Raw genomic sequence first — 23,256 nt, 5'->3', positions numbered from 1 at the left:
TTTTTTCCTTTTTTTCCGGCCGCATGCGGCCCCGAGGACTCCATGCTGGAATGGCACGAACGCTATGAAGTCGGCATAGAAAGCATCGACAACGCCCACAAGGAAATCTTCCGCGTCATCAACCGGCTGCACAAGATGATACGTGTGGGCGGCAACACCCGATGGGCCGCCGCTGAAGCAGTCAAGTACCTGAAGACATACGTCCTGAAACACTTCCAGGATGAAGAGGAATACATGCTTTCCATTGGCTTCAGGGACTACGAGACGCACAAGTCCATCCACGACGGTATGCGCGACAAGATCGTCCCGCGCCTCTATTCGCAGATGGAGAGCGCCAACTATTCCGACGAAACCATCACCCTCTTCCTGACCGTGTGCGAGAAATGGCTCAACAAGCACATCATCGGGCATGACCGGGAACTGCTGAAGTATCTCAAATCCGAAGAAGAGGAAGCAACGCCGGAAGCCTGAGCGCCCGCGCGCAAGGTCCCGGCGGCGTCCGGCGGCCGCGGCTGTGACGCGGACCGGCGCGCGGCCGCCTCCGTCTTGCCATGCGGCAGCGCCTCCGCTATCCTTGTCCCAGGGATGATGCCAGACGCGCCCGCGCCCGGCTGTGGCCGGCCCGGCGCCCCTGGCGGCGGCCGCAACCCCCGGGGGGACCATGCCCGAAGCCACTGTTTCCCCTCCGCCCATGTGCATGGGCCTGCCGGATTCCGACGAGCTGCTCTGGGAATGGGATCTCGCCTCGGATACGCTCCACCTCAGCCGGGGCGCGCGCGCCGCGCTGGGCCTTGCGACTTCGCCCGCCACCATGGCCGGCCTGCTGGGCCTGATGGACCCCGAAGCCGCGCGGGGCCTTGCCATGGCCCGCGCGCGGGTCTGCGGCGCCATGGATGGCCCCCCGCCGGCCCATGACTACCGCCTGGGGCAACTCTGGGTCCGCGAGCATCCGCTGGTGCTGACGCGCGACGCCGCGGGCAACGCCACGCGCGTGCTCTGCCGCCTTGAAGTGACGCGCCTCCAGCAGGGGAGCAGGCGCCCGCGCTGCGGCAGGGGGAGCCGCGTGCTCCCGGAGTTCGGCCTCTGGCTCTATTCCCCCCTTGATGGCCGCATCTGGCGCGATGCCGCCTGCAACGGCTTTTCCGGCGGCAGGCCGCCCCTGCGCGCCCTGGACTTCGAGACCGGCACCGCCGACGTGCACCCCGCCGAGCGCGAGGCCCTGCGCCGCCACTATAAACTCTTCCTGCGCGGCGACTTCACCGGCGACACCATCACCGACATCCTGCGCCTGCGCCAGCGGGACGGCGGCTATGCGCCCATGCTCATCCGCGCCTCGGTGCTCGAGCGCGACGCCCGGGGGCGGATCGTCCTCATCGGCGGCATCATCACGCCCGCGCAACTGGCGCCGTGCGACACCCTCCCCCCGGAGGAGGAACACCTCGCCCAGGCCCTGAGCGTCATGGGCTGCGGGCAATGGAGCTGGGACACGCGCAGCGACCTGGTCTTTTTCTGCCCCCGCTGCCGGGCCATGCTGGGCGAACCGCAGGAGAGCGGCCCGGACTCCGTGGAGCAGTGGCGGGAGCGCATCCACCCCGATGACCGCGACAAGGTCCTGGCCCTGCACAAGGCGGTCATCAGCTCCCCCGAACACGGCGACACCTTTGAGTGCACCTACCGCATGCGCCGCGCCGATGGCGGCTGGGCGTGGCTTTTTGACCGCAGTTGCGTCATCTGGCGCGATGCCGACGGCACGGCCGGCCACCTTGTCGGCTCCATCACCAACATCACCACGGCCCAGGCCGAGCGCGACCGGCTGGAGGAACTCGTCCGCCGCGACATGCTCACCGGCCTTCGCAGCCGCGCCTTCTGCAATCTGGAGATGGAGCATGCGGAGCAGAACGGCGTGCGCCCGCTCTGCATCATCTCGGGCGATGTGACGGGTCTCAAGATGATCAACGACAATCTCGGTCACGCCGTCGGCGACGAGCTGCTGACCAAGGCGGCCTCTCTGCTGCGCGGTTCGTTGCGTGCCTCGGACTGCGTGGCGCGCATGGGCGGCGACGAATTTCTCGTGTTCCTGCCGCGCTGCCCCCTGTCGCGCGGCGAGAAGCTCCTCGCCAAGATCGAGGCGCGCTTTGCGGAACACAACAGCCGGGAGGGCCGTTTCCCCGTCTATGCTGCCTTTGGCATGGCCTGCGCCGAAAGCCTGGAGGAACGCGTGCGCGATGTCCTGGCCCGGGCCGACGAGTCCATGCGCCGCAAGAAGCGGGAGCAGCGCCCGGCGGCCCATGCCGCCATCAAGGACTGGATCCGCTCCCTCACCGGCAATGAGGTGGGGGAGGACGAACGCATCAGCGATGTTTAGAGCGCCCTCGCCCCGCGTCGGCGCTCAGGCGTAGATCTGCGGGTCCTTGAGGGCGGTGTCCTTGTCGGCGGGCGCGCCCACGCCCTCATAGGGAACGCGCTCAAAGAGCTTGCGGTGCGGCGTGAGCGCGATATGGAAATACTGGTTCTGCGGGATGTGGATATAGGGCACATCCTCGGTGCGCTGGCGCAGAAAGAGCGAGATGAGGACGCGGTTGATGGCCTGGTGGCCGAGGATGAGCAGCGGCTGGTCGCCCGCGAGAAAGAGCGCCCGCCTGAGGCCGCGCTGCACGCGCTCGCGCAGGATGGCGTAGCTTTCGCCGTTGGGATAGGCGTAACTGTATTTGTCCGCGTTGCGGGCCGCCGTGACCTCGGGCATCTTCTCGCGGATCTCGGAATAGAGCATGTTTTCGCAGTCGCCCGCCCAGATCTCGTCAAATTCCCGCAGGGCCATGACATGGGCCTCGGGGTGCCGTTCCAGCAGCGGCGCCGCTGTCTCGTGGGCGCGCATGCGCGTGGAGGTGAAGACCCAGTCGATGGGCTTGCCTTCCATGTGCCGCGCCAGCGCCAGCGCCTGGGCGCGCCCCTTGGCGGTGAGCGGCGGGTCGCCGCCGATGCGGCCCTGAACGTTGAACTCGGTCTGCCCGTGGCGCGCGAGATAGAGGCACGGCGTCCACACGCTGACCACGATCTCGCGGATGGCCGCGTAAAAGGGCGAACTTTCGCACGGGTGTTCGGCCAGGACGCGATTGGCCGTGGAATCCACACACATCCAGTACTGCTCGTCCGAGAGCGGATCGTAGATGGTCTCGTAATACTCGATGCGCTTCATGAAGCTCGCCAGCGCCTCTTCCCTGCTGTAGGCCGCGTATTCGGGCAGGTCGGCCTTGCGGCGGATGCAGGCGTTGAGCAGGAGCGGGTCCTCGTTGACGCACTCCAGAAAGAGGACGGGGTGATCCTTCAGCGTGGACTCGATGAACTGACGCCGGGCGCGGCTGGCGTTGGTGGCGTCGAGGATCGCCACCTCGCCCTCGCCGGCCATCCATGTCTGCGCCTCTTCCAGGTTGCGGCGGCAGATCAGCTCCCGCGCCTGACGGCCGAAGCTGTTGTCGGGATTGTAGAAATCCGGCTCCGTGGATTCCGAACCCAGAAGCTGACGGCGCACATCGCCGTTATTGAAAATCCTGGCCGCGATGCCTTCCGCCAGAAGCCCGTCGCGGATGCGGCGCGCCATGGTGGATTTTCCGCGCCCCGGCAGACCGACCATCGCCACATAGAGCTTGTGCATCCTGTCCTCCGCCAGATGTGCGCGCTTTTGCCGGCAGGCGCCGGATGTCGCCGGCCGGGCCGCCCTGCGGCCCATGGCCGTCAGCGCACCGTGAGCCTGAGAAAACGCTTTTTGCCGAGCCGGATCTCGTACCTGCCGGCGGCAAGCGGCGCGGCCGCATCGCCGCAACGTTCGCCGTTGACGCTCAGCGCCCCTTCCTTCACCAGGCGCTTGGCCTCGGCGCGGCTTTTGACCAGGCCCGCGGCCTCAAGCACGGCAACGGGCGCGCTGGACTCCCCCGCGTCGCAGACATGGACGGGCGCGTCCTCCGGAAAGGAGCCGCCGGCAAAGACGGCATTGAAGCCCTGCCGGGCGTCGCGCGCCGCGGCCTCGCCGTGATAGCGGGCCACCATTTCCGCGGCGAGGTCTTCCTTGGCGGCCTTGGGGTGCAGGCTCCCGTCCTCCACCCGGGCGCGCAGATTTGCGATCTCCTCCAGGCTCCGGGCCGAAAGCAGCTCGTAGTAGCGCCACATGAGTTCGTCGGAAATAGCCATGAGCTTGCCGAACATCTGCTCCGGCGCCTCGCTGATGCCCACATAGTTGCCGTAGGACTTGGACATCTTGCGTACGCCGTCCGTGCCCTCGAGGAGCGGCATGGTGATGATGCTCTGGCCCGCCTGCCCGTAGTGGCCCTGAAGGTTGCGTCCCATGAGCAGGTTGAATTTCTGGTCCGTGCCGCCCATTTCCACATCCGCCCTGAGCGCCACCGAGTCATAGCCCTGGCAGAGCGGATAGAGGAATTCGTGGATGGAGATGGGCCGCTGCTCGCGGAAGCGCTTTTCAAAGTCGTCGCGCTCCAGCATGCGGGCCACGGTGGTATTGGCGGCCAGGCGGATGAAGTCCGCCGCGTTCATGCCGCCGAGCCAGCGGGAATTGAATTCCACCACCGTCTTTTCCGGGTCCAGGATCTTGAAGACCTGGCTCTTGTAGGTCTCGGCATTGGCGAGCACCTGCTCTTCCGTGAGCGGCGGCCGCGTTTCGCTACGGCCCGTGGGGTCGCCGATGCGCCCGGTGAAGTCGCCGATGAGGAAGACGACCGTGTGCCCCAGTTCCTGAAAATGGCGCATCTTGTGCATGACCACCGTATGGCCGAGATGCAGGTCGGGCGCCGTGGGGTCAAAGCCCACCTTGACGCGCAGGGGACGGCCCGCGCCGAGTTTGGCGCGCAGCTCGTCCTCGTCGATGATTTCCGCGGCGCCGCGCCGGATGAGCGCCATCTGGCGGTCAATGTCCGTCATTGTCGTTCCTGCCGGGGTCTTGACGTGAACCGAAAGCCTTTTGCCGCGGCAACGGGGCACGCCCCGCGCCGGAAAGGGCGGAAAAAAATGCCGGTCGCCCCGTCACCGCGACGGAACGATCCGGCATTCTGATACTCTTTCGCCGGTGACGCTGTCAAATGCCCGGCGGCCACAGGGCGAAAACGCGGCGCGCTACATGCCGAGCAGGGCAAAGACGCGGCTTTCGGAAAGGCCGCCGTGCACGGAAAGCGCGGCCACATTGTCCTGCGCGATCATGGCGAGGGTGTCGTCCAGGACGCCGTCCACCTCGTCATCGGCCAGCAGACTGGGCGCGTGGATGTCGACCATGTCCTGCATCGCGGCGGGCGCGGCGTCGCCGCCGTCCTTTTCAGGCGTGGGGAAGGCGAAGGGAAACGCGGAACGGATGCCGGAAATTTCCATGATCTTTCTCCTTTGGTCCAGAACCGCCGGGCGGCGGAGGGCGTCAAAATTGCCGCATGCGCGGGTACGCCCACCTACATGCAAGTCCGGTGCCAGAAGAAACCTCCCCGGCGCCGCCACGCGGACGGCAGGCGCCCCGGGACGGGAAAAGGCCGGTTTCGCGGGTCCTCCGCAAAACCGGCCTCAAGCGACGCGCCCGGCGTTCCGGGGCCGTTACATATCCGACGGCAGGGCCTGCAACTCCTTCAGGGTGAAGACCGGGCCGTCCACACAGACGTAATGGCTGCCGATATTGCAGCGCCCGCAGATGCCGATGCCGCATTTCATGCGCTTTTCCAGCGTGGTCACGATATTTTCCGGCGCAAAGCCGAGCTTCTCCAGCGCCTGGAGCGTGAATTTGATCATGATGGGCGGTCCGCAGAGCACGGCCACGGTATTTTCCGGCGAGGGGGAAAGCTCCTCCAGCACCCTGGGGATCAGGCCCACCTTGTGCGGCCAGTCCTCGCACGGATTGTCGATGCAGAGCGTGCAGTCGAGGTCGGGGTTCCGCTTCCAGTCGTCAAGCTCGTAGCTGTAGGCCATGTCCTGCGGACTGCGCGCGCCATACAGCAGGCTGATCTTGCCATACTCGGCCTTGCGCTCCAGCAGATGGAGCATGATGGTACGGATGGGCGCCATGCCGATGCCGCCGCCAATGAAGAACACGTTCTTGCCCTTCCATTCCCGCCAGGGAAAGAAATTCCCCAGGGGCGCGCGCACGCCCACCTTGTCGCCGGGCGAAAGGCGGTGGATGGCTTCCGTGACCTCGCCCGCCGCCATGACGGAGAACTGGAGCCAGTCCTTCAGGGACGGCGGCGAATTGATGACAAAGGTCGCCTCGCCCGCGCCGAATACCGAGAGCTGGCCCACCTGCCCCGGCTCGAAGGTGAAGCGTTCCATGGCTCCGGCATCGTCAAGCACCACGCGCAGGGTGCGGATATTCCGCGTTTCCTGGATGATCTCCGCCACAGTTGCCACCTGCGGCAGGTAGGGATTGCCCGCGAGGAGCGGGCGCGGGCTGATGCCCCCGGGCATGCGCGGGCCGGCCTTGGCGCGCGCCGGGGCGGACGCGTCGGCCGGCGCGGAGGCCGGGGTCTCGACCGTGCGGGCGGCTCCGGCTTTCGCCGCGGGCGCCGGAGCGCCCTTCACTTCCGTCTGCGGCGCGCGCGCGTCTTCGGGCCGGGCGTTTTTGGCAGCGGACGCGGCGGCCTTGCCGCCCTTTGTTCCCGTGGCGGCGGCGCGGCCCCTGGTCTTTTTGGGTTCGGCGTCCGAAGCCTTGGGAGCGGCCTTGGCCTTTCCGGAAGTCTTCTTGGTTGCCATGAATCAGCTCCTTTCACGCAAATGGACTTCAAGAGTACCGGCGAAAACCGCCTAAGCGCCCGCCCTGCCCCTGGCCGCCGCCACGGCATCCAGCACGATGGCGCGAATATCCAGACAGACCGGGCAGTTGGCGATGCACCGGCCGCAACCGCTGCACAGGAAGGACCCCCAGTTTTCCGGATAGGTCCAGAACTTGTGCGAAACGCGGTTACGCATGCGCTGGAACTTGTGGGGGCGCGGATTATGGCCGCTGGCCTCGCGCGTATAGCGGGAGGACATGCAGTTGTCCCAGCTCCGCAGGCGTTTGCCGCCGCAGGGACTTTCCGGTTCGCCCTCATCGGTGATGTTGAAGCAGTAGCAGGTGGGGCAGAAATAGGTGCAGGCCCCGCAGGAAAGGCAGCGCGCGGTCTCCGCTTCCCAGAAGGCCGCGTCATCGAAAACGGCCCTGAGGCTCGCCGCGGCATCCTTCAGGTCCGGCGCGGGAACCAGGCTGGCCCAGGCGGCCTTGCGCGCGGCCTCGGCCAGCGGGAACTTTTCCGCGCCGTCCGCCAGGTCCGTTGCGCCCAGCAGCTCCTCGCCGCGCGGCGTCACGGCCTGGAGCACATAGCCGCCTTCGATCTCCGTGATGAGGACGTCCGAACCCACGGGCGAGGTGGGTCCGCCGCCCACCCAGTGGCAGAAGCAGGTCTCGCAGCCCGTGGCGCAGGTGAGGCTCACCACCGTCAGAGCCTCGCGCCGCGCCCGGTAATACGGGTCGGCATAGACGCCTTCCAGAAAGGGCTTGTCCAGCGCGGCAAAGCCGCGCGCGTCACAGGGGCGGCAGGCGAAGACCACCGTCGGCCGCGCCGCCTCCACAGGGTCCAGCTCCACGGTGGTCTGGTTGAGATCCGCCGGGTCCCGGCTCTTCCTGAAGGTCATGAGCGTCTCGCACTCGGGCAGGACGGCGTCCTTGGGGGGCACCGTGGCCTTGGCGAGGGTCATGGCGATGCCCGGCTCCCAGGGCGCGAAGACCACGGAGGGCTTGGAGGCGGCGGGCTTTTCCACGGGCACGAGGACGCGGCGCCCGCTCTTGGCGAGGGAGGCCGCAAGACCCGGCAGCCCGTCCGAAGCGACAAAACGGATCATGCTCATTTCCACTCCCTCTCATGGATATGCGTTTCGTCCACAGCGTAGGTGAGCAGCGGCGGCACGGCCGCGGGGTCGATGCCGGCCTTGTAGCCGTCAAAGAGATTGCCCACCGCGCGGGCGATCTGCTGGCGCAGCGCGAGGATGGGAATGCCCAGCGGGCAGGCGCGCTGGCATTCGCCGCAGCCCGTGCAGCGCCCGGCCAGATGAAGGGCGTGGATGGCCTGGAAAAAGAGCTTGTCGCGCGCGCTGTCGGCCTGGCTCATCCAGTGCGGCTCGCGGGAGTCCGAGATGCAGTGGTCGCGGCAGACGCACATGGGGCAGGCGTTGCGGCAGGCATAGCAGCGCAGGCAGCGCTCCATCTGCGCCTTCCAGAAGCCCATGCGCTCCTCGAGGCTCATGGCGTCGAGCATGGCGAGTTCCGGCGGGGTATGCGCGGCGGGCGTCACCTTCACGGGCGCGCCGAAGCGCTGGTCCGCGATGACCGCGCCGGGCGTGGTGCAGCCATAGCACTTGCCCTGGGCGCATTCGGTCATGCAGAAGCGGTGCTCCCTGCCGTCGGCCGTGATGCTCACGCCCGCCTCGTCCATGCTCACGCTGTCGATTTTCGTGTAGCGGCCCAGTTCGGCATTGACGCGGGCCATGTCCAGCACCCCCTCGCAGGGGATGGAAAAGATGCTCACGTCCTCGCGGCTGATGAGCCGCTCCTGCAGGAGTTCGGCGATGGAGCGCGCGTCGCAGCCCTTGACCACCACGCCCACCTTTTTGCCCTTGAACTGCGGCAGATAGACGGCGGGATTGTTGACGTTGAGCGGTCCCCACACGAGCTTGTCCACGTCTTCGGGGGTCTTCATGAACAGCGGCACCACATGGGCCGCGTCATAGCCCTGCTGCCAGCCGATGACGCATTCCAGCTCGGGCAGTTTGGCCCTGATGGCGGCCTTGAGTTCGTCCAGGGGCGCCTTTTGCCCGGTGCCCAGCGGATGCAGGGAGGAAAGCGCCATGTCGGCCAGGCGCAGCAGCGGCTTTGCATCTTCCAGACGCGGGGCCGGACCCAGGGCATGAATCTCAGCGGTGAATTTCTGCACCACCTCCTGCCAGCGCTGGCCTTCCGACGCCGAGACCCAGGTATAGGCGAAACGGCGCTGGTCGATGCCGAGCACGGGCAGAAATTCGCGCACCACCTCCAGACGGCGGCGGGCGTAGAAATTGCCCACGGCATAGTGGCAGTCGCGCGGGTGACAGCCGGAAACGAGGACGCCGTCCGCGCCTTCCAGCAGGGCCTTGACGATGAAGAGCGGGTCCACCCGGCCCGTGCAGGGCACGCGGATGACGCGCAGGTCGGTGGGCTGCCCGGCGCGCGCCACGCCGGCCGTGTCCGCGCCGCCGTAGGAGCACCAGTTGCAGAGAAAGCCGACGATCCGCAGTTCCTTGCCTTCTAGAACCGGCATAGCGCGTTGACCTCCGCAAGAATCTGATTGTCGGTGGAATGCGAGAGCTGGATGGCGCCCTGCGGACAGGTCGCCACGCAGAGGCCGCAGCCCTGGCAGACCGTTTCGATGACCTGGGCCTTGTTTTCGCCGCGCACGCTCACTTCCTCGATGGAGCCGAAGGGACAGCAGCGGATGCACTTGCCGCAGTCCACGCAGCGGCGGATGTCCACATGGGCGATCTGCGGGTCGCTCTGGAGTTTCGGCCTGGCGAACAGGTCGAGCACCTTGGCCGCGGCCGCCGAACCCTGCGCCACCGAGGCCGGGATGTCCTTGGGTCCCTGGCAGGCGCCGGCCAGGAAGACGCCCGCGGTATTGGTCTCCACAGGCTTGAGCTTGACATGGCTCTCCATGAAGAAGCCGTAGCTGTCGTAGGAGATACGCAGCTTTTCCGCCAGCTTGGACGCTCCCTCGCTGGACTCGATGCCCACGGCCAGGACAATGAGGTCGGCCTTGATCTCGATAGGCTCGCCCATGAGGGTGTCGGCGCCCATGACCACATAGCGGCCCTCGCCGTCAGGATAGATGGCCGAGACGCGGCCCCGGATGTAGTGGGTGCCGTATTCCTCCATGGCGCGGCGCGTGAACTCGTCATAGAGCTTGCCCGCGGCGCGGATGTCCATATAGAAGACGTAGGACTGCGAGTCGGGCAGATGGTCCTTGGTGAGCACGGCCTGCTTGGCCGTGTACATGCAGCAGAAGCCGGAGCAGTACGGGCGCCCCACGGACCTGTCGCGCGAGCCGACGCACTGGATGAAGACCACGTCTTTCGGCTCGCGGCCGTCGGACGGACGCACGATATGGCCGCCCGTGGGTCCGGAGGCGTTGAGCAGCCGCTCGTACTGGAGGGCCGTGATCACGTCCGGGTACCTGCCGCCGCCGTATTCCTCATAGACCGACCAGTCCATGAGGTCATAGCCCGTGGCCGCCACGATGGAGCCAACGGTCTCGGTGACGATCTCGTCCTTCAGCTCGTAATTGACGGCCCCGGTGGGGCAGACCTTGGCGCAGATGCCGCACTTGCCGCTGGTGAGCTTGCGGCAGTAGGGGGCGTTGATGACCGCCTTCTTGGGGATGGCCTGCGGAAAGGCGATGGTGATGGCCGTGGTGTCGCCCGTGAATTCGTTGAAGGCGTCCGGCGTTTTCTTGCTGGGGCATTTTTCGGTGCAGGCGCCGCAGCCCGTGCACTTGCTCCAGTCCACATAGGGCGTCTTCCTGCGGATCTTCACCTGGAAGTTGCCCACATAGCCGGAGATGTCCTCCACCTCCGAATAGGCGTAGAGCGTGATGAGCGGATGCTGGGCCACATCGACCATCTTGGGTCCGAGGATGCAGGCCGAGCAGTCCACCGTGGGAAAGGTCTTGTCCAGCTTCGCCATCTTGCCGCCGATGGTGGCCTCGCGCTCCACCAGGATGACCGGCACGCCGCCGTCCGCGCAGTCAAGCGCGGCCTGGATGCCCGCCACGCCGCCGCCGATGATGAGCGCCTTTCTGGTCACGTCGAAGGACTTGGGCGCCAGCGGCCGGTTGCGGCGCAGCTTTTCCACGGCCATGAGGACAAGCTCGGCGGCCTTGTTGGTATTGGCTTCCCTGTCCTTGCCGATCCACGAGACATGCTCGCGGATGTTCGCCATTTCGAACATGTAGGGGTTAAGCCCGGCGCGCGCCACGGTGCGGCGGAAGGTAGGCTCGTGCATGCGCGGCGTGCAGGAGGCCACCACCACGCCGTCGAGCCGGTACTCCCTGATGGCGGCTTCGATGGCGGCCTGGCCCGGTTCGGCGCAGGTGTACATGGGGTCGTCCGCATAGACCACGTCCGGGTAATGGCGGGCGCGTTCCGCCACCTGGGCCACGTCCACGGTGCCCGCAATATTGCTGCCGCAGTGGCAGATGAAGACGCCGATTCTCATGCCTTGCCTCCCTTGGCTTCCGTGCCCTTGGCGCCGGCGGCCGCCCGCGCGGCCTCCATCTTGCGCAGGAGGGACCCGGCGCTCACGCAGAGCTGATCCAGACCGAGATGCTCGGGCGCGATGCCCATGGCGAGGCCCATAAGCTGGGTGAAATAGAGCACCGGCATGTGGAAAAAGGCGTCCTCGGCCCTGGCCGCCTGTTTCTGGCGCAGGTCAAGATTCATCTGGCAGAGCGGACAGGCCACGGCAATGACGTCCGCGCCGAGCTTCGTCGCCAGGTCGAGGATGCGCCCGGAGTTGCGGGCCGTGAGCGGCCGCTCGGGAATGCCGAAGGACGCGCCGCAGCAGACCGTCTTGAGCGGAAACTCCACCATCTCGGCGCCGCAGGCAGAGAGCAGGCTCTCCATGAGCGTGGGGTTTTCCGGGTCGCCGAACTGCATGACATCCGCCGGCCGGCTCATGAGGCAGCCGTAATAGGCCGCGATCCTCAGGCCGGTGAGCGGGCGCGTCACCCGCGCCGCAAGGCTGTCCGCGTCATAGACGCGGGCGATGAGCTGCATGACCGAGGTGGACTCCGGCAGGCGCTCGGCGGCGGGCGCGTCCAGCAGTTCGTTGACGCGGGCGCGAAACACGGGTTCCTTCATGCGGTCGGCCGCCAGGCGCAGGTTGGAAAGGCAGCTCGGACAGGGCGTGACCACCTGTTCGGCGCCGTCCCGCGCCGCAAGATCGAGATTGCGCGCGCAGAGCGCGGCCGAAAGCTCGGTATCCACGGCGTGCGCCGGGGTGGAGCCGCAGCAGCTCCAGCCCGGGATCTCCGCAAGCTCGATGCCCAGCGCGGCGCAGAGCGCGCCCGTGGACTTGCCGTAGTCAAGGGCCGAGCCTTCCTGCGAACAGCCCGGATAATAGGCGTACTTCATGGCCGCACCCCCTCGGCTTTGGCCCTTGCCTTGTACCGCGCCAGGATGCGGCCCGCGGCGGCCGCGCCGCCGTCCGGCGCACCCTTGGGAATGAAGGGCAGCTTGTGCCGCTTGAGCGCGGCCGGCGCAAGATCGACATCCGTGGTCAGGCGCAGGGAGCGGAGCATGTAGAGCGCCATGGTGCCGATCTCATAGGTGCGGCCGAAGGCGCGCACCGTGTCAAGGAAGGAGAGCCAGAACTTCTCCACCTTCGGCACGGCCACGTCGCCCTCGTGGCGGGCCATGTGGCGCAGGGTCTCCATGACACGCGCCACGTCGATATTGTTGGGGCAGCGCTGGCTGCACATGGAGCAGCCCAGGCAGTACCAGATGGCGTTGGACGTGAGCACCTGCTCCCTGAGACCAAGCTGGACGCCGCGCATGATCTGGCTCACCTGGCGGTCATAGACAAAGCCCGCCGGGCAGCCTGCCGTGCAGTTGCCGCACTGGTAACAGGTGGAGATGTTCTGGCCGCTGCGCTCCTCCACCTCGCGGGTGAAGGCCGGGTCGCGCATCCGGCCGAGGGAGATGGCATTGTTCATGGCAACTCCGGAGCTGGTCGCAGGTTGAACAACCGGAAAAGAGGAAATGCCGCAGTTCCCGTCAGCGTACAGGAAGCACAAACGAAAATCCAGCCTTTTGCCCCCGGAGAGCCTTGGGCCGGGCACATGCCGGAAGCGCCCCGCGCCGGGCGCGCGTCCGGCTGTCTCCACGGCGGGACCGGAGCGGCGCGGCCCTTCGCCGCTCCCCGCGCAGGCGGCGGACAGAGACGCCGGGAGGTCAGCGGACCAGCGCGCACGCCGCGCGCAGGCCCAGCAGATAGCTCTGCACGCCGAAGCCCGCGATGCTCCCGGCGCAGACGCGCGCAAGGACGCTCTCGTGCCGGAACGGCTCGCGCGCGTGTACGTTGGACATGTGCACCTCCACCACGGGCACGGGCAGGAGAGCCAGGGCGTCGGCGATGGCGTGGCTGGTGTGCGTCCACGCGCCCGCATTGATGACCACGGCGGAAGTGCCGTCGTCCAGGGCCGCGTGGATGCGTTCCACCATGGCGCCCTCATGGTTGGTCTGGAAGGTGACGAGGCCCGCGCCCAGTTCCGCGGCCAGGGCCGCCAGCGCGGCATTGATGTCGTCCAGCGTGGCCGTGCCGTACTGGGCCGGGTCGCGCCTGCCGAACATGTTGAGGTTGACGCCGTGCAGGACAAGAACGGTCATGCTGTCTCCTTAGTATCTAAACCTATTGATGTGGCTGCCGGCCGGGATGTGGCAGCTTATGCAATGCCGCAATCATCCGTCAAAAACAGCCTTGCGTTGCTGTCCATTTGCGTAAGCCGCGCTTCGCTCGGCAACGCAAACGCGCCTGCGGCGCGCCCTCCGGGTGGCTTTTGCGCTGGCGGCGACAGCCCCCGCCCGAAGCGGAGCCAAGGGCGGCCAGCGGAAAATCTCCTTTCCTCGCTGAAAAAACCATAAGGGCGTTTTTTAATGAGGTCTGAGCCTAGAACCATGCGGGCGTCAGCGATCCCCCAGCGCGGCTTCCAGCGCCGACCGCGCGGCCTCCGGCAGGGCCTGCCCGGTCCAGATGCGGAACTGGGCGTCGGCCTGGCCGAAGAACATTTCCACGCCGTTCACGCAACGCCGCCCCGCGCGGGCCGCCTCGCACAGGAAGCGCGTGCGCGCGGGATTATAGACGATGTCGTAGGCGATGCCGCCGGGCACGCCCGGGGCGCGGGCAAAATCATAGGGCGTTTCGCCCTCGGTTTTTCCGTGCATGCCCAGGGGCGTGGCGTTGATGACCAGGCCGGCGGGCAGGTCGTGGCGCTCTTCCCACGCCACGGGCGTGAAGCCGAAGCGCCCGGCCAGGTCGAGATGGCGGCGGTTGCCCGGCGTGCAGACCCGGACACGCCGGCAGCCCCGCAGGCGCAGGGCCGCCGCCACGGCATGGGCCGCGCCGCCCGCGCCCAGCAGGAGGGCGTCCATCCGGTCCAGCGGCTCGGCGCCGAGCGGCGCGAGAAAGCCGGCAACGTCGGTATTGTCCCCGCACAGGGCGCCGTCCTTCCAGTACAGGGTATTGGCCGCGCCGGCCAGGGTGGCCCGCTCGCTCACCACATCCAGAAAGGGCATGACGGCCTGCTTGTGCGGGATGGTCACGGAGCAGCCCCGGATGTCCAGCAGGCGCAGGGCGTCCACGAACGCGCCGAGGCGCTCCGGGGGGATCTCCCAGCGCAGATAGACGGCCGGTATGCCCAGGACCCGGAAGCCCGTGTTGTGGACGAGCGGCGAAAGGCTCTGGCCCAGCGGCCAGCCGATGACGCCATGGAGCGTCTCGGGAAGATGCGGTGCGGACATGCGCGCCCCCCGGCTGAAGTTGCCCCATCCATACGCCGCGGAAAGCGGTACGGTCAATGCCCGTGCCGCCGCGCGGGGCGCCGCCGCTTGCAGTCGCCGGCCCGCTGCGCTACAACGCGGCATGGATATCACCGGTCCCCCGCCTGACGGCGCCCTTCCTGTCCGCGTCGCCTTCGCGCGCCCCGGCGCGCGCGAGCTTTACGCCCGCGCTGGCGGCGATCTGCTGGCGCCGGCCACGCCCCTTTCCGCCGGGCTTGACCTTCGCGCCTGCCTTGCGGAGGAAGAGGCCCGCATCGCCCCGGGCGCCCGCCTGGCCGTGCCCGCCGGCATCAGCGTCCAGCCCGTCAGGCCGGGCTATGCGGGCTTCGTCTATTCCCGCAGCGGACTCGGCGCGCGCGACGGGCTTACCGTGGCCCAGGGCGTGGGCGTCATCGACCCCGACTATACCGGCGAGATCCTCGTCATCCTTTTGAATACCTCCGGGGAGGAGCGGACCCTCAGACGGGGCGAGCGCGTGGCCCAGCTCGTGTTCCAGCCCTATGCCCGCCCGGCCTGGGAAGAAGTGCCCCGGCTCCTGCCCACGGAGCGCGGCGCGGGCGGCTTCGGCCATACCGGACGCTGAACCCGGGCCGCACAGCCTGATCGGCCGCCGCGCGGGACGACGCCCCGCGGAAGATCCCGGCCTCCCCCGTTCGTTGAACCGCAGCCGGCGCACGCCGCCGCAAAGGAGTTTCATCATGTCGGACGCCTTCGACACTATCCGGGCGGAGGAAGAGCGCCTGCTCTGCCGCTCCTACAGCCGCTATCCGCTGGCGATCGTCCGGGGCGAGGGCGCGCGCCTCTGGGACGCGGACGGCAGGGAATACATCGACCTGCTGGCGGGCATCGCCGTGACGGGACTCGGCCACTGCAACCCCGAGGTCAACGCCGCCCTGGAGGCGCAGGCGCGCAAGCTCTGGCATGTGAGCAACCTTTTCTATCAGGAGGAGCAGCTGGAGCTGGCGCGGCGCCTGCTCTCCACCACCCATCACGGCAAGGCGTTCTTCTGCAATTCCGGCGCCGAGGCCAACGAGGCCTGCATCAAGCTCGCCCGACGCTACATGCGCAAGGTGAAGCGGCGCGACGCCTTCGAGATCATCACCCTTTCCGGCTGCTTCCACGGCCGCACCCTGGGCACGCTCGCCGCCACCGGGCGCCAGAGCCTGTCCGACGGGTTCACGCCGCTGCCCGAGGGCTTCCGCCAGGTCCCCTCCTGCGACCTTGATGCCCTGGCGGCCGCCATGACGCCGGCCACGGCCGCCGTCCTTCTGGAGTGCGTCCAGGGCGAGGGCGGCATCGTGCCGCTGCCCGCCGACTACCTGCGCGGCGTGGAGGCCCTGTGCCGCGAGCGTGGCGTCCTCCTGCTCTGCGACGAGGTGCAGTGCGGCATGGGGCGCACGGGCAGATTCTGGGCCTTCCAGCACGCGGGACTCACGCCCGACGCCGTCAGCGTGGCAAAATCCCTGGCAAACGGCCTGCCCATGGGCGCCATGCTCGCCACGGACGAGGCGGCGCGCGGCTTCGAACCGGGCAGCCACGCCACCACCTTCGGCGGCGGCGCGCTCACCAGCGCCGTGGCCGCCAAAGTGGTGGAGATCCTGCTGCGCGACGACCTTCCCGCGCGCGCGGCCAGGCTCGGCGCGGCCCTCATGGAGAGGCTCCGCGCCCTGCAGGCGCGCCTGCCGGAAAAGATCCGCGAGGTGCGCGGCATGGGACTCATGATCGGCGTGGAGCCTGCCGTGGAAGGCAAGCCCGTGTGGGAGGAACTCCTCCGGCGCGGCTTCATCTGCAATCTCTGCCACGGCATGACCCTGCGGCTGCTGCCGCCCCTGACCATTCCCGAAGTGGATCTGGACAGCTTCGCCGTCACGCTGGAGGACATCCTCACGGGCCGCTGAGCCTCGTCCCTCCGGCCGCGCCCGGCGGGACCGGGCCACGGACGTTTCCCGGGCTGCCGCGCCGCCGGCGGCCCGGGTTTTTTTGCGCCCCGGAGAGTAAGGACGCGGGCGCAGGGGTCCTTCCGGCCCGCGCGGCGAATTTTTTCCTCGTCCACAACATATTGAAATACAATGACTATTTTTTCAGCGGACGGCAAGTAGCCGGGAAATTTTTCAGGGGGGGCTTGACGCAAAGCGCCACCCCTTGTTACTAATTTCGCAAGCCATGCGCTCTCTTTCCGGAACGGAAACGCGCGATGCCCGGGGGGGCGCGCCATTTCCGGCATGAGCACGGCATAACTTCTTACGAGTTGGAGGACACGTATGCCGACGTTTGTCGATCCGTCCAAATGCGACGGCTGCAAGGGTGGCGAAAAGACCGCTTGCATGTACATCTGCCCCAATGACCTCATGATCCTCGACCCCGAGGAAATGAAGGCCTACAACCAGGAGCCGGACGCCTGCTGGGAATGCTATTCCTGCGTCAAGATCTGCCCCCAGGGCGCCATTTCGGCGCGCCCCTACGCCGACTTCTGCCCCATGGGCGGGACCTGTATCCCCCTGCGTTCGGCCGATTCCATCATGTGGACGGTGCAGTTCCGCAACGGCAACGTGAAACGCTTCAAGTTCCCCATCCGCACCACGCCCGAAGGCTCCATCAAACCCTATGACGGCCGTCCCGAAGGCGACAGCCTCGACGACGAGCGCCTCTTCACCGAAGCCTCGCTGCCGGCGCCCAAGGAAGTCCTCGGCAAGAAGTTTGACGTGGCCGAGGCCGACAAGACCATGACCGTCATCGCCCACAGCAACTAGCCATCCGCGCGACGCGAGAAGGAGAATACGAAGATGCCGATGATCCCTGTGAAAGAACCCTCCAAGGGCGTGCCCATTTCCGAACCTGTCTGCAAAACGCATGACGTCGACCTGCTCATCGTGGGCGGCGGCATGGGCGCGTGCGGCGTGGCCTACGAGGCCGTGCGCTGGGGCGACAAGCACAACCTCAAGATCATGCTCTGCGACAAGGCCGCCCTCGAGCGCTCCGGCGCCGTGGCCCAGGGCCTTTCCGCCATCAACACCTACCTTGGCGACAACTCCGCCGACGACTATGTCCGCATGGTCCGCACCGACCTCATGGGCATCGTGCGCGAAGACCTCATCTATGACGTGGGCCGCCATGTGGACGACAGCGTCCTGCTCTTCGAGGACTGGGGCCTGCCCTGCTGGATCAAGGACGACAACGGCCACAACCTCAACGGCGCCCAGGCCAAGGCCCAGGGCAAGAGCCTCCGCAAGGGCGACAAGCCCGTGCGTTCCGGCCGCTGGCAGATCATGATCAACGGCGAGTCCTACAAGTGCATCGTGGCCGAAGCGGCCAAGAACGCCCTTGGCGAGGACCGCATCATGGAGCGCATGTTCATCGTCAAGCTCCTGCTCGACAAGAACGTGCCCAACCGCATCGCCGGCGCCGTGGGCTTCAACCTGCGCGCCAACGAGGTCCACATCTTCCGCGCCAATGCCATCATGGTGGGCGCGGGCGGCGCGGTCAACGTCTACCGTCCCCGCTCCACCGGCGAGGGCATGGGCCGCGCCTGGTACCCGGTGTGGAATGCCGGTTCCACCTATTCGCTCTGCGCCCAGGTCGGCGCCGAGATGACCATGATGGAAAACCGCTTCGTCCCGGCCCGCTTCAAGGACGGCTACGGCCCGGTGGGCGCGTGGTTCCTGCTCTTCAAGGCCAAGGCCACCAACGCCAAGGGCGAAGACTACTGCGTGACCAACAAGGCCATGCTCAAGCCCTACGAGGATCGCGGCTACGCCAAGGGCAACGTCATCCCCACCTGCCTGCGTAACCACATGATGCTCCGCGAGATGCGCGAAGGCCGCGGTCCCATCTACATGGACACCAAGACCGCCCTCAACACCACCTTCGCCACGCTCAACGAAGAGCAGCAGAAGGACCTCGAGTCCGAGGCGTGGGAAGACTTCCTCGACATGTGCGTGGGCCAGGCCAACCTGTGGGCCTGCACCGACACCATGCCCGAGGAGCGCGGCTCCGAGATCATGCCCACCGAGCCGTATCTGCTCGGTTCGCACTCCGGCTGCTGCGGCATCTGGGTCTCCGGCCCGGACGAAGCCTGGGTTCCCGAGGAGTACAAGATCCGCGCTAGCAACGGCAAGGTCTACAACCGCATGACTACGGTCGAGGGCCTGTTCACCTGCGCCGACGGCGTGGGCGCTTCCGGCCACAAGTTCTCCTCCGGCTCGCACGCCGAAGGCCGCATCGCCGGCAAGCAGATGGTGCGCTTCTGCGTGGATCACAAGGACTTCCAGCCCCAGATCAAGGAGACCGAGGACGAGCTGCGCGACCTCATCTACCGGCCCTACTACAACTTCCAGAAGGGCAAGGCCGTCTCCACCGACCCCGTGGTCAACCCGAGCTACATCGCGCCCAAGAACTTCATGATGCGGCTCATCAAGGCCACCGACGAATACGGCGGCGGCGTGGCGACCTACTACACCACCTCCCAGGCCATGCTCAACACGGGCTTCCATCTGCTTGACATGCTGGAGGAAGACTCCGCCAAGCTGGCCGCCCGCGACCTGCATGAGCTTCTGCGCTGCTGGGAGAACTACCATCGCCTGTGGACGGTGCGCCTGCACATGCAGCACATCGCCTTCCGCGAAGAATCCCGCTATCCGGGCTTCTACTATCGCGCGGACCACATGGGCCTGGACGACAGCAAGTGGAAGTGCTTCGTGAACTCGAAGTTCAATCCCGCCACCGGCGAGACCACCTTCTTCAAGAAGCCCTACATCCAGATCATCCCCGACTAGTCGGGCAAACGGCATCACGCTTTCAGGAGGCGGCCCCAGGGCCGCCTCCTGAGGCTGCCACGAGAGCGTTTTCGCAAGGAAATCGCGTCAACGCTCCGGCGGCTGCGGAAGCAGACGCCCGCGGCGCCGCCGCGCCGTCACGCGCCTGTTTTTCGTGTCTTTTCGCCGGCGGGTTTGCCGCCAGCGGCGCAAACCCCGCCTCGCGGCGTTTGCCACTGTCAGGGGGAAGGCCCCCTTTTTCATCCGCTCCGGCCTCCGGGGCGGTTCCCGCGGCGGGAGCCGGTATGCCGTGCGCCGCGCAACGCAGGAGGATCTCCAGGATGTCCAACGCCATTCTCGTCGTGGGCGGGGGCTTTTCGGGCCTCACCGCCGCCCTCGAAGCGGCGGAACTGGGCCACGACGTCTATCTCGTGGAAAAATCGCCCTGGCTCGGCGGCCGGGTGGCCCAGCTCAGCAAGTATTTTCCCAAACTCTGCCCGCCCTCCTGCGGTCTGGAGATCCAGTTCCAGCGCATCAGGAAGAACCCGCGCATCACCTGCCTGACGCTCGCGGAGGTGGTGGGCCTTTCCGGGCGCAAGGGCGACTACACGGCGCGCGTGCGCCTCTCGCCCCGGCACACGGCGCCGCATAACGTGGATTTCAGCCTGCTGGCCCAGAGCCTGGACGGCGAGGCCCCCAGCGAATTCGACTTCGGCCTGGGTTCTCGCAAGGCGCTCTACAAGCCCATGCCCTTCGCCTACCCCGCGCGCTGGACGCTGGACCCGGACACCCTCACCCGCGCCGACGCGGCGCGCGTGGCCGGGAACCGCTTCCTGCAGATGGATGAGTCCCCGCGCGAGATCGAGCTTTCCGTGGGCGCCATCGTGGTGGCTACAGGCTGGAAGCCCTATGCCATGCGCAATCTCACCAACCTCGGCGGGGGCGAGATCCGCAACTGCATCAGCAACATGCAGATGGAGCGCCTGGCCTCGGCCTTCGGACCCACGGGCGGCAGGATCGTGCGGCCCTCCGACGGGCGGACGCCGCTCTCGGTGGGCTTTGTGCAGTGCGCCGGCTCCCGCGACCAGAACCACCTCGGCTACTGCTCCTATATCTGCTGCATGGCTACCTTCAAGCAGTGCCTCTACCTCGCCGAGCAGCACCCGCAGACAAAGGTCACGGTCTTCTATATCGACCTGCGCGCGCCCGGCCGCTACGTCAAGGTGCTGGAAAAGGTGCAGGCGCTCCCCAACGTGACCTTCATCAAGGGCAAGGTGGCCGAAGCCGTCCAGATCGAAAACGACCGGGTGCGCCTCACGGCCGAGGACGCGGTGCGCGGCGAAAAGCTTTCTCTCGACTTCGATCTCGCCGTCCTGGCAACGGGCATGCAACCCGCCCTGGCCGGACAGGACCTGCCCCTGCCGCTCCCGCTGGACGAGGACGGCTTTGTGGCGGGCGGCGAGGAGGCGGGCATCTTTGCCTGCGGCTGCGCGCGCATGCCGCTCGACGTGACGCGCTCGGCCCAGTCCGGCACAGCCGCCGCCCTGAAGGCGGTACAAACGGTGAAAGGGAGGTAGGCGGCATGGCCGGCAAGATTGGCGTCTATTTTGATCAGTCAAACATCGGCGGCGGCCTGGACGCGGAGGCCCTGGCCCAGGACCTGCGCGACAAATGGGGCGAGCTTGCGGCCACGGTCAAGGTGGTGCCCGTGCTCGCCGAGGCCGTGGACGAAATCCGGGCCGACATCGCGGCCCAGGGGCTGGACGGCGTCCTCCTCTGCGGCGCCTCGCCGCGCGTGGACGCGGACCTTTACCGCTTCGCGCCCAATGGCGACACCCCTGTCCAGGTGGAGCACGTCAACCTGCGCGAGCAGTGCGTGCTCGCCTACCGCGACCCGGACGGCGCCTCCGTGGAGGGGCTTGCCCCCGGCGAAGCGCCCGAGCTGTTGCGGCTCATGGCTACCGACTATGTGAACATGGGCATGGTGCGCCTCCAGAAAACCGAGACCCCCGAACCCGCCGTGGTGGCCGGGGTGCGCCGCATCCTCGTCATCGGCGGCGGCTGGACGGGCATGCGCGCGGCCATGGAGTCCGCGGCCACGGGCTACGAGGTCGTTCTGGTGGAAAAGACCGACAAGCTCGGCGGCGCGGCCAGCAACATCCCCATGACCTCGCCCCTGTCCTCCCCCTGGACGGACAAGGAGCCGCTCAACCTGGCGGATCATATCGCCCGGCTGGAGGCCGAACCGGCCATCACCCTGCATCTTCAGTCCACGGTGACGAAACTGGAGGGCCAGCCCGGCGAATTCACGGCCGAGCTTGCCACGCCTTCCGGTACGGTGACGGTCCAGGTGGGCGCGGTGGTGCTCGCCACGGGCTGGACGCCGCTGGACGGCAAATATCTTGAGCCAATGGGCTACGGCAGCCCGTCCATCATCCATGCGGGCCAGTTCGCGAAAATGCTCGTGGAAGGCACGGTCACGGCGCGGCGCATCGCCTTTGTGCTCGACACCACCCTGGCCGAAAAGGCCTTTGGCGCGCCTGCCCTGGCGGACAAGGCCGGTGACGGCGGCGCCGACGAAGCCGCCGATGCCCAGAAGGCGGACGAAGGCCAGAACGTGGAGAGCGACGGCGAAAACATGGACGCGCCCTACGTCAAGGAAGACCTGGAGAGCATCCGCCATCTCCAGTACTCCAACGCCGTGAACAGCGTGGGCATGCTGCGCCAGGCCAATATCATCTGCGACAAAACCAACGACGCGGTCCAGGCCTTCGTCATCTACAAGAACATGGCTATCCCCGGCATCCTGGAACGCTTCTACAAGAAGATGCAGGACCGTCTGGGCCTGATGCTGACCAAGGCCGACGTCACCGCCATCACGGACCATGGCGACCGGGTAGTGGTCTCCTGCGCCAACACCCTGCTGGGCATGGACTTTGATCTGGATGTGGACCTCGTCGTGCTGCCCTGCGGCCTGGTGCCCACCACGGCCAAGGACCTGACCGTCAACTTCGCCTATCGGCAAGGCCCGGACTTCCCCGACCTTGACCTCTTCGACGGCTACGCGGACTCCAACTACATCTGCTTCCCCTACGAGACGCGGCGCACCGGCGTCTATGCCGCCGGCTGCGTGCGCCAGCCCATGACGCTGGACGCCTGCGAGGAGGACGCCCGCGGCGCCGTGCTCAAGGCCATCCAGTGCATCGAGGCGGCGGAACACGGCGTGGCCGTTCTGCCGCGCTCGGGCGACACCTCGTACCCGCTCTTCAACTTCGTGCGCTGCACCCAGTGCAAGCGCTGCACCGAGGAATGCCCCTTCGGCGCGCTGGACGATGACGAAAAGGGCACGCCCAAGCCCAATCCGGCGCGCTGCCGCCGCTGCGGCACCTGTTTCGGGGCCTGTCCGGAACGCGTCATCTCCTTCGCCAACTACAGCATCGACCAGATCGGCTCCATGATCCGCGAAGTGCGCGTGCCCAAGGACTTCAAGAAGGAAGGCCCGCGCATCCTCATCCTCGCCTGCGAAAACGACGCCTACCCGGCGCTGGACATGGCGGGCATGCGCGGCAGGGCATGGAGTCCGTACTGCCGCGTCATCCCGGTCCGCTGCCTGGGTTCGGTCAACGCCATCTGGGTCTCCGACGCCATGAGCAAGGGCTTTGACGGCGTGCTCCTGCTGGGCTGCAAGTACGGCGATGACTACCAGTGCCACTTCATCAAGGGTTCGGAGATCTGCAGCCGCAGGCGCGACAACATCGCCGAGACCCTGAGCCGCCTCGGCGTGGAGCCGGAGCGCGTGGATCAGCTCGAGGTGGCTATTGACGAATATGACAGGGTGCCGGACCTCATCGACGGCTTTGTCGCCCGGATCACGGCCCTTGGCCCCAACCCGTTCAAGGGCATGTAGGAG

Annotated in this window: 19 protein-coding genes; 8 read left to right on the top strand and 11 right to left on the bottom strand. The window is 67.1% G+C overall.

Annotated elements, in window-relative coordinates; genetic code table 11:
* Nucleotides 1–42: 42 nt before the first annotated feature.
* Both QZ294_RS00975 and QZ294_RS00970 read left to right on the top strand, forming a co-directional pair.
* Nucleotides 43–471 carry a bacteriohemerythrin gene (locus tag QZ294_RS00975; protein ID WP_297045380.1) on the top strand — a complete coding sequence of 143 codons (429 nt, stop codon included), beginning with the start codon at nucleotides 43–45 and terminating at the stop codon, nucleotides 469–471.
* 190 nt (nucleotides 472–661) lie between these two features.
* On the top strand, nucleotides 662–2,365 hold the full coding sequence (locus tag QZ294_RS00970; protein WP_297045377.1) for a diguanylate cyclase: 1,704 nt from the start codon (nucleotides 662–664) through the stop codon (nucleotides 2,363–2,365).
* Between the two features lie 24 nt (nucleotides 2,366–2,389).
* On the opposite strand, the gene QZ294_RS00965 is transcribed toward QZ294_RS00970, so the two are convergent.
* The 11 genes from QZ294_RS00965 to QZ294_RS00915 form a co-directional block, all read right to left on the bottom strand.
* Nucleotides 2,390–3,652: a histidine phosphatase family protein gene (locus tag QZ294_RS00965; RefSeq protein ID WP_297045375.1), complete on the bottom strand. Its 1,263-nt coding sequence runs from the start codon at nucleotides 3,650–3,652 to the stop codon at nucleotides 2,390–2,392.
* An 80-nt stretch (nucleotides 3,653–3,732) separates the two neighbouring features.
* On the bottom strand, nucleotides 3,733–4,929 hold the full coding sequence (tyrS, locus tag QZ294_RS00960; RefSeq protein ID WP_297045372.1) for a tyrosine--tRNA ligase: 1,197 nt from the start codon (nucleotides 4,927–4,929) through the stop codon (nucleotides 3,733–3,735).
* Nucleotides 4,930–5,121: 192 nt separating this feature from the next.
* Entirely contained in the window at nucleotides 5,122–5,370 is a 249-nt protein-coding gene (locus QZ294_RS00955) for a hypothetical protein (protein ID WP_297045369.1), read from the bottom strand.
* A gap of 213 nt (nucleotides 5,371–5,583) precedes the next feature.
* Nucleotides 5,584–6,444, bottom strand: coding sequence for an FAD/NAD(P)-binding protein (locus QZ294_RS00950; RefSeq protein WP_297045412.1), 861 nt, complete (start codon nucleotides 6,442–6,444; stop codon nucleotides 5,584–5,586).
* 336 nt (nucleotides 6,445–6,780) lie between these two features.
* Complete coding sequence (locus tag QZ294_RS00945) at nucleotides 6,781–7,860, bottom strand: 4Fe-4S dicluster domain-containing protein (protein WP_297045366.1); 1,080 nt, start codon at nucleotides 7,858–7,860, stop codon at nucleotides 6,781–6,783.
* Nucleotides 7,857–9,305: a hydrogenase iron-sulfur subunit gene (locus QZ294_RS00940; RefSeq protein ID WP_297045364.1), complete on the bottom strand. Its 1,449-nt coding sequence runs from the start codon at nucleotides 9,303–9,305 to the stop codon at nucleotides 7,857–7,859. Before QZ294_RS00940 ends, QZ294_RS00945 begins: the two co-directional genes overlap by 4 nt.
* On the bottom strand, nucleotides 9,293–11,254 hold the full coding sequence (locus QZ294_RS00935; RefSeq protein ID WP_297045362.1) for a CoB--CoM heterodisulfide reductase iron-sulfur subunit A family protein: 1,962 nt from the start codon (nucleotides 11,252–11,254) through the stop codon (nucleotides 9,293–9,295). The genes QZ294_RS00940 and QZ294_RS00935 overlap by 13 nt, the downstream gene beginning before the upstream one ends.
* Nucleotides 11,251–12,171 carry a CoB--CoM heterodisulfide reductase iron-sulfur subunit B family protein gene (locus QZ294_RS00930; RefSeq protein WP_297045359.1) on the bottom strand — a complete coding sequence of 307 codons (921 nt, stop codon included), beginning with the start codon at nucleotides 12,169–12,171 and terminating at the stop codon, nucleotides 11,251–11,253. Before QZ294_RS00930 ends, QZ294_RS00935 begins: the two co-directional genes overlap by 4 nt.
* Complete coding sequence (locus tag QZ294_RS00925) at nucleotides 12,168–12,752, bottom strand: 4Fe-4S dicluster domain-containing protein (RefSeq protein ID WP_297045355.1); 585 nt, start codon at nucleotides 12,750–12,752, stop codon at nucleotides 12,168–12,170. The genes QZ294_RS00930 and QZ294_RS00925 overlap by 4 nt, the downstream gene beginning before the upstream one ends.
* Before the next feature lie 238 nt (nucleotides 12,753–12,990).
* On the bottom strand, nucleotides 12,991–13,425 hold the full coding sequence (gene aroQ, locus QZ294_RS00920; protein WP_297045353.1) for a type II 3-dehydroquinate dehydratase: 435 nt from the start codon (nucleotides 13,423–13,425) through the stop codon (nucleotides 12,991–12,993).
* 297 nt (nucleotides 13,426–13,722) lie between these two features.
* Nucleotides 13,723–14,556: a shikimate dehydrogenase gene (locus QZ294_RS00915; RefSeq protein ID WP_297045350.1), complete on the bottom strand. Its 834-nt coding sequence runs from the start codon at nucleotides 14,554–14,556 to the stop codon at nucleotides 13,723–13,725.
* Between the two features lie 121 nt (nucleotides 14,557–14,677).
* On the opposite strand from QZ294_RS00915, the gene dut reads away from it, so the two are divergent.
* From dut to QZ294_RS00885, 6 genes are all read left to right on the top strand, one after another.
* Nucleotides 14,678–15,178 carry a dUTP diphosphatase gene (gene dut, locus QZ294_RS00910; protein ID WP_297045348.1) on the top strand — a complete coding sequence of 167 codons (501 nt, stop codon included), beginning with the start codon at nucleotides 14,678–14,680 and terminating at the stop codon, nucleotides 15,176–15,178.
* A 115-nt stretch (nucleotides 15,179–15,293) separates the two neighbouring features.
* The gene (locus tag QZ294_RS00905) at nucleotides 15,294–16,493 is read left to right on the top strand and encodes an aspartate aminotransferase family protein (protein WP_297045345.1); all 1,200 of its coding nucleotides are present in this window, start codon (nucleotides 15,294–15,296) and stop codon (nucleotides 16,491–16,493) included.
* A gap of 363 nt (nucleotides 16,494–16,856) precedes the next feature.
* The gene (gene aprB, locus QZ294_RS00900; protein ID WP_297045342.1) at nucleotides 16,857–17,345 is read left to right on the top strand and encodes an adenylyl-sulfate reductase subunit beta; all 489 of its coding nucleotides are present in this window, start codon (nucleotides 16,857–16,859) and stop codon (nucleotides 17,343–17,345) included.
* Nucleotides 17,346–17,378: 33 nt separating this feature from the next.
* Nucleotides 17,379–19,367 (top strand): adenylyl-sulfate reductase subunit alpha, encoded by a 1,989-nt coding sequence (gene aprA, locus QZ294_RS00895; RefSeq protein WP_297045340.1) that lies wholly within the window; start codon nucleotides 17,379–17,381, stop codon nucleotides 19,365–19,367.
* A 320-nt stretch (nucleotides 19,368–19,687) separates the two neighbouring features.
* Nucleotides 19,688–20,923, top strand: coding sequence for a CoB--CoM heterodisulfide reductase iron-sulfur subunit A family protein (locus QZ294_RS00890; protein WP_297045336.1), 1,236 nt, complete (start codon nucleotides 19,688–19,690; stop codon nucleotides 20,921–20,923).
* Nucleotides 20,924–20,928: 5 nt separating this feature from the next.
* Nucleotides 20,929–23,253, top strand: a complete 2,325-nt coding sequence (locus tag QZ294_RS00885) for a hydrogenase iron-sulfur subunit (RefSeq protein ID WP_297045333.1) — start codon at nucleotides 20,929–20,931, stop codon at nucleotides 23,251–23,253.
* Nucleotides 23,254–23,256 lie beyond the last annotated feature (3 nt).

It is taken from the genome of uncultured Desulfovibrio sp., from assembly GCF_910584445.1.
Lineage (GTDB): Bacteria > Desulfobacterota > Desulfovibrionia > Desulfovibrionales > Desulfovibrionaceae > Desulfovibrio.
This window is presented reverse-complemented; position numbering and strand designations above follow the sequence as displayed.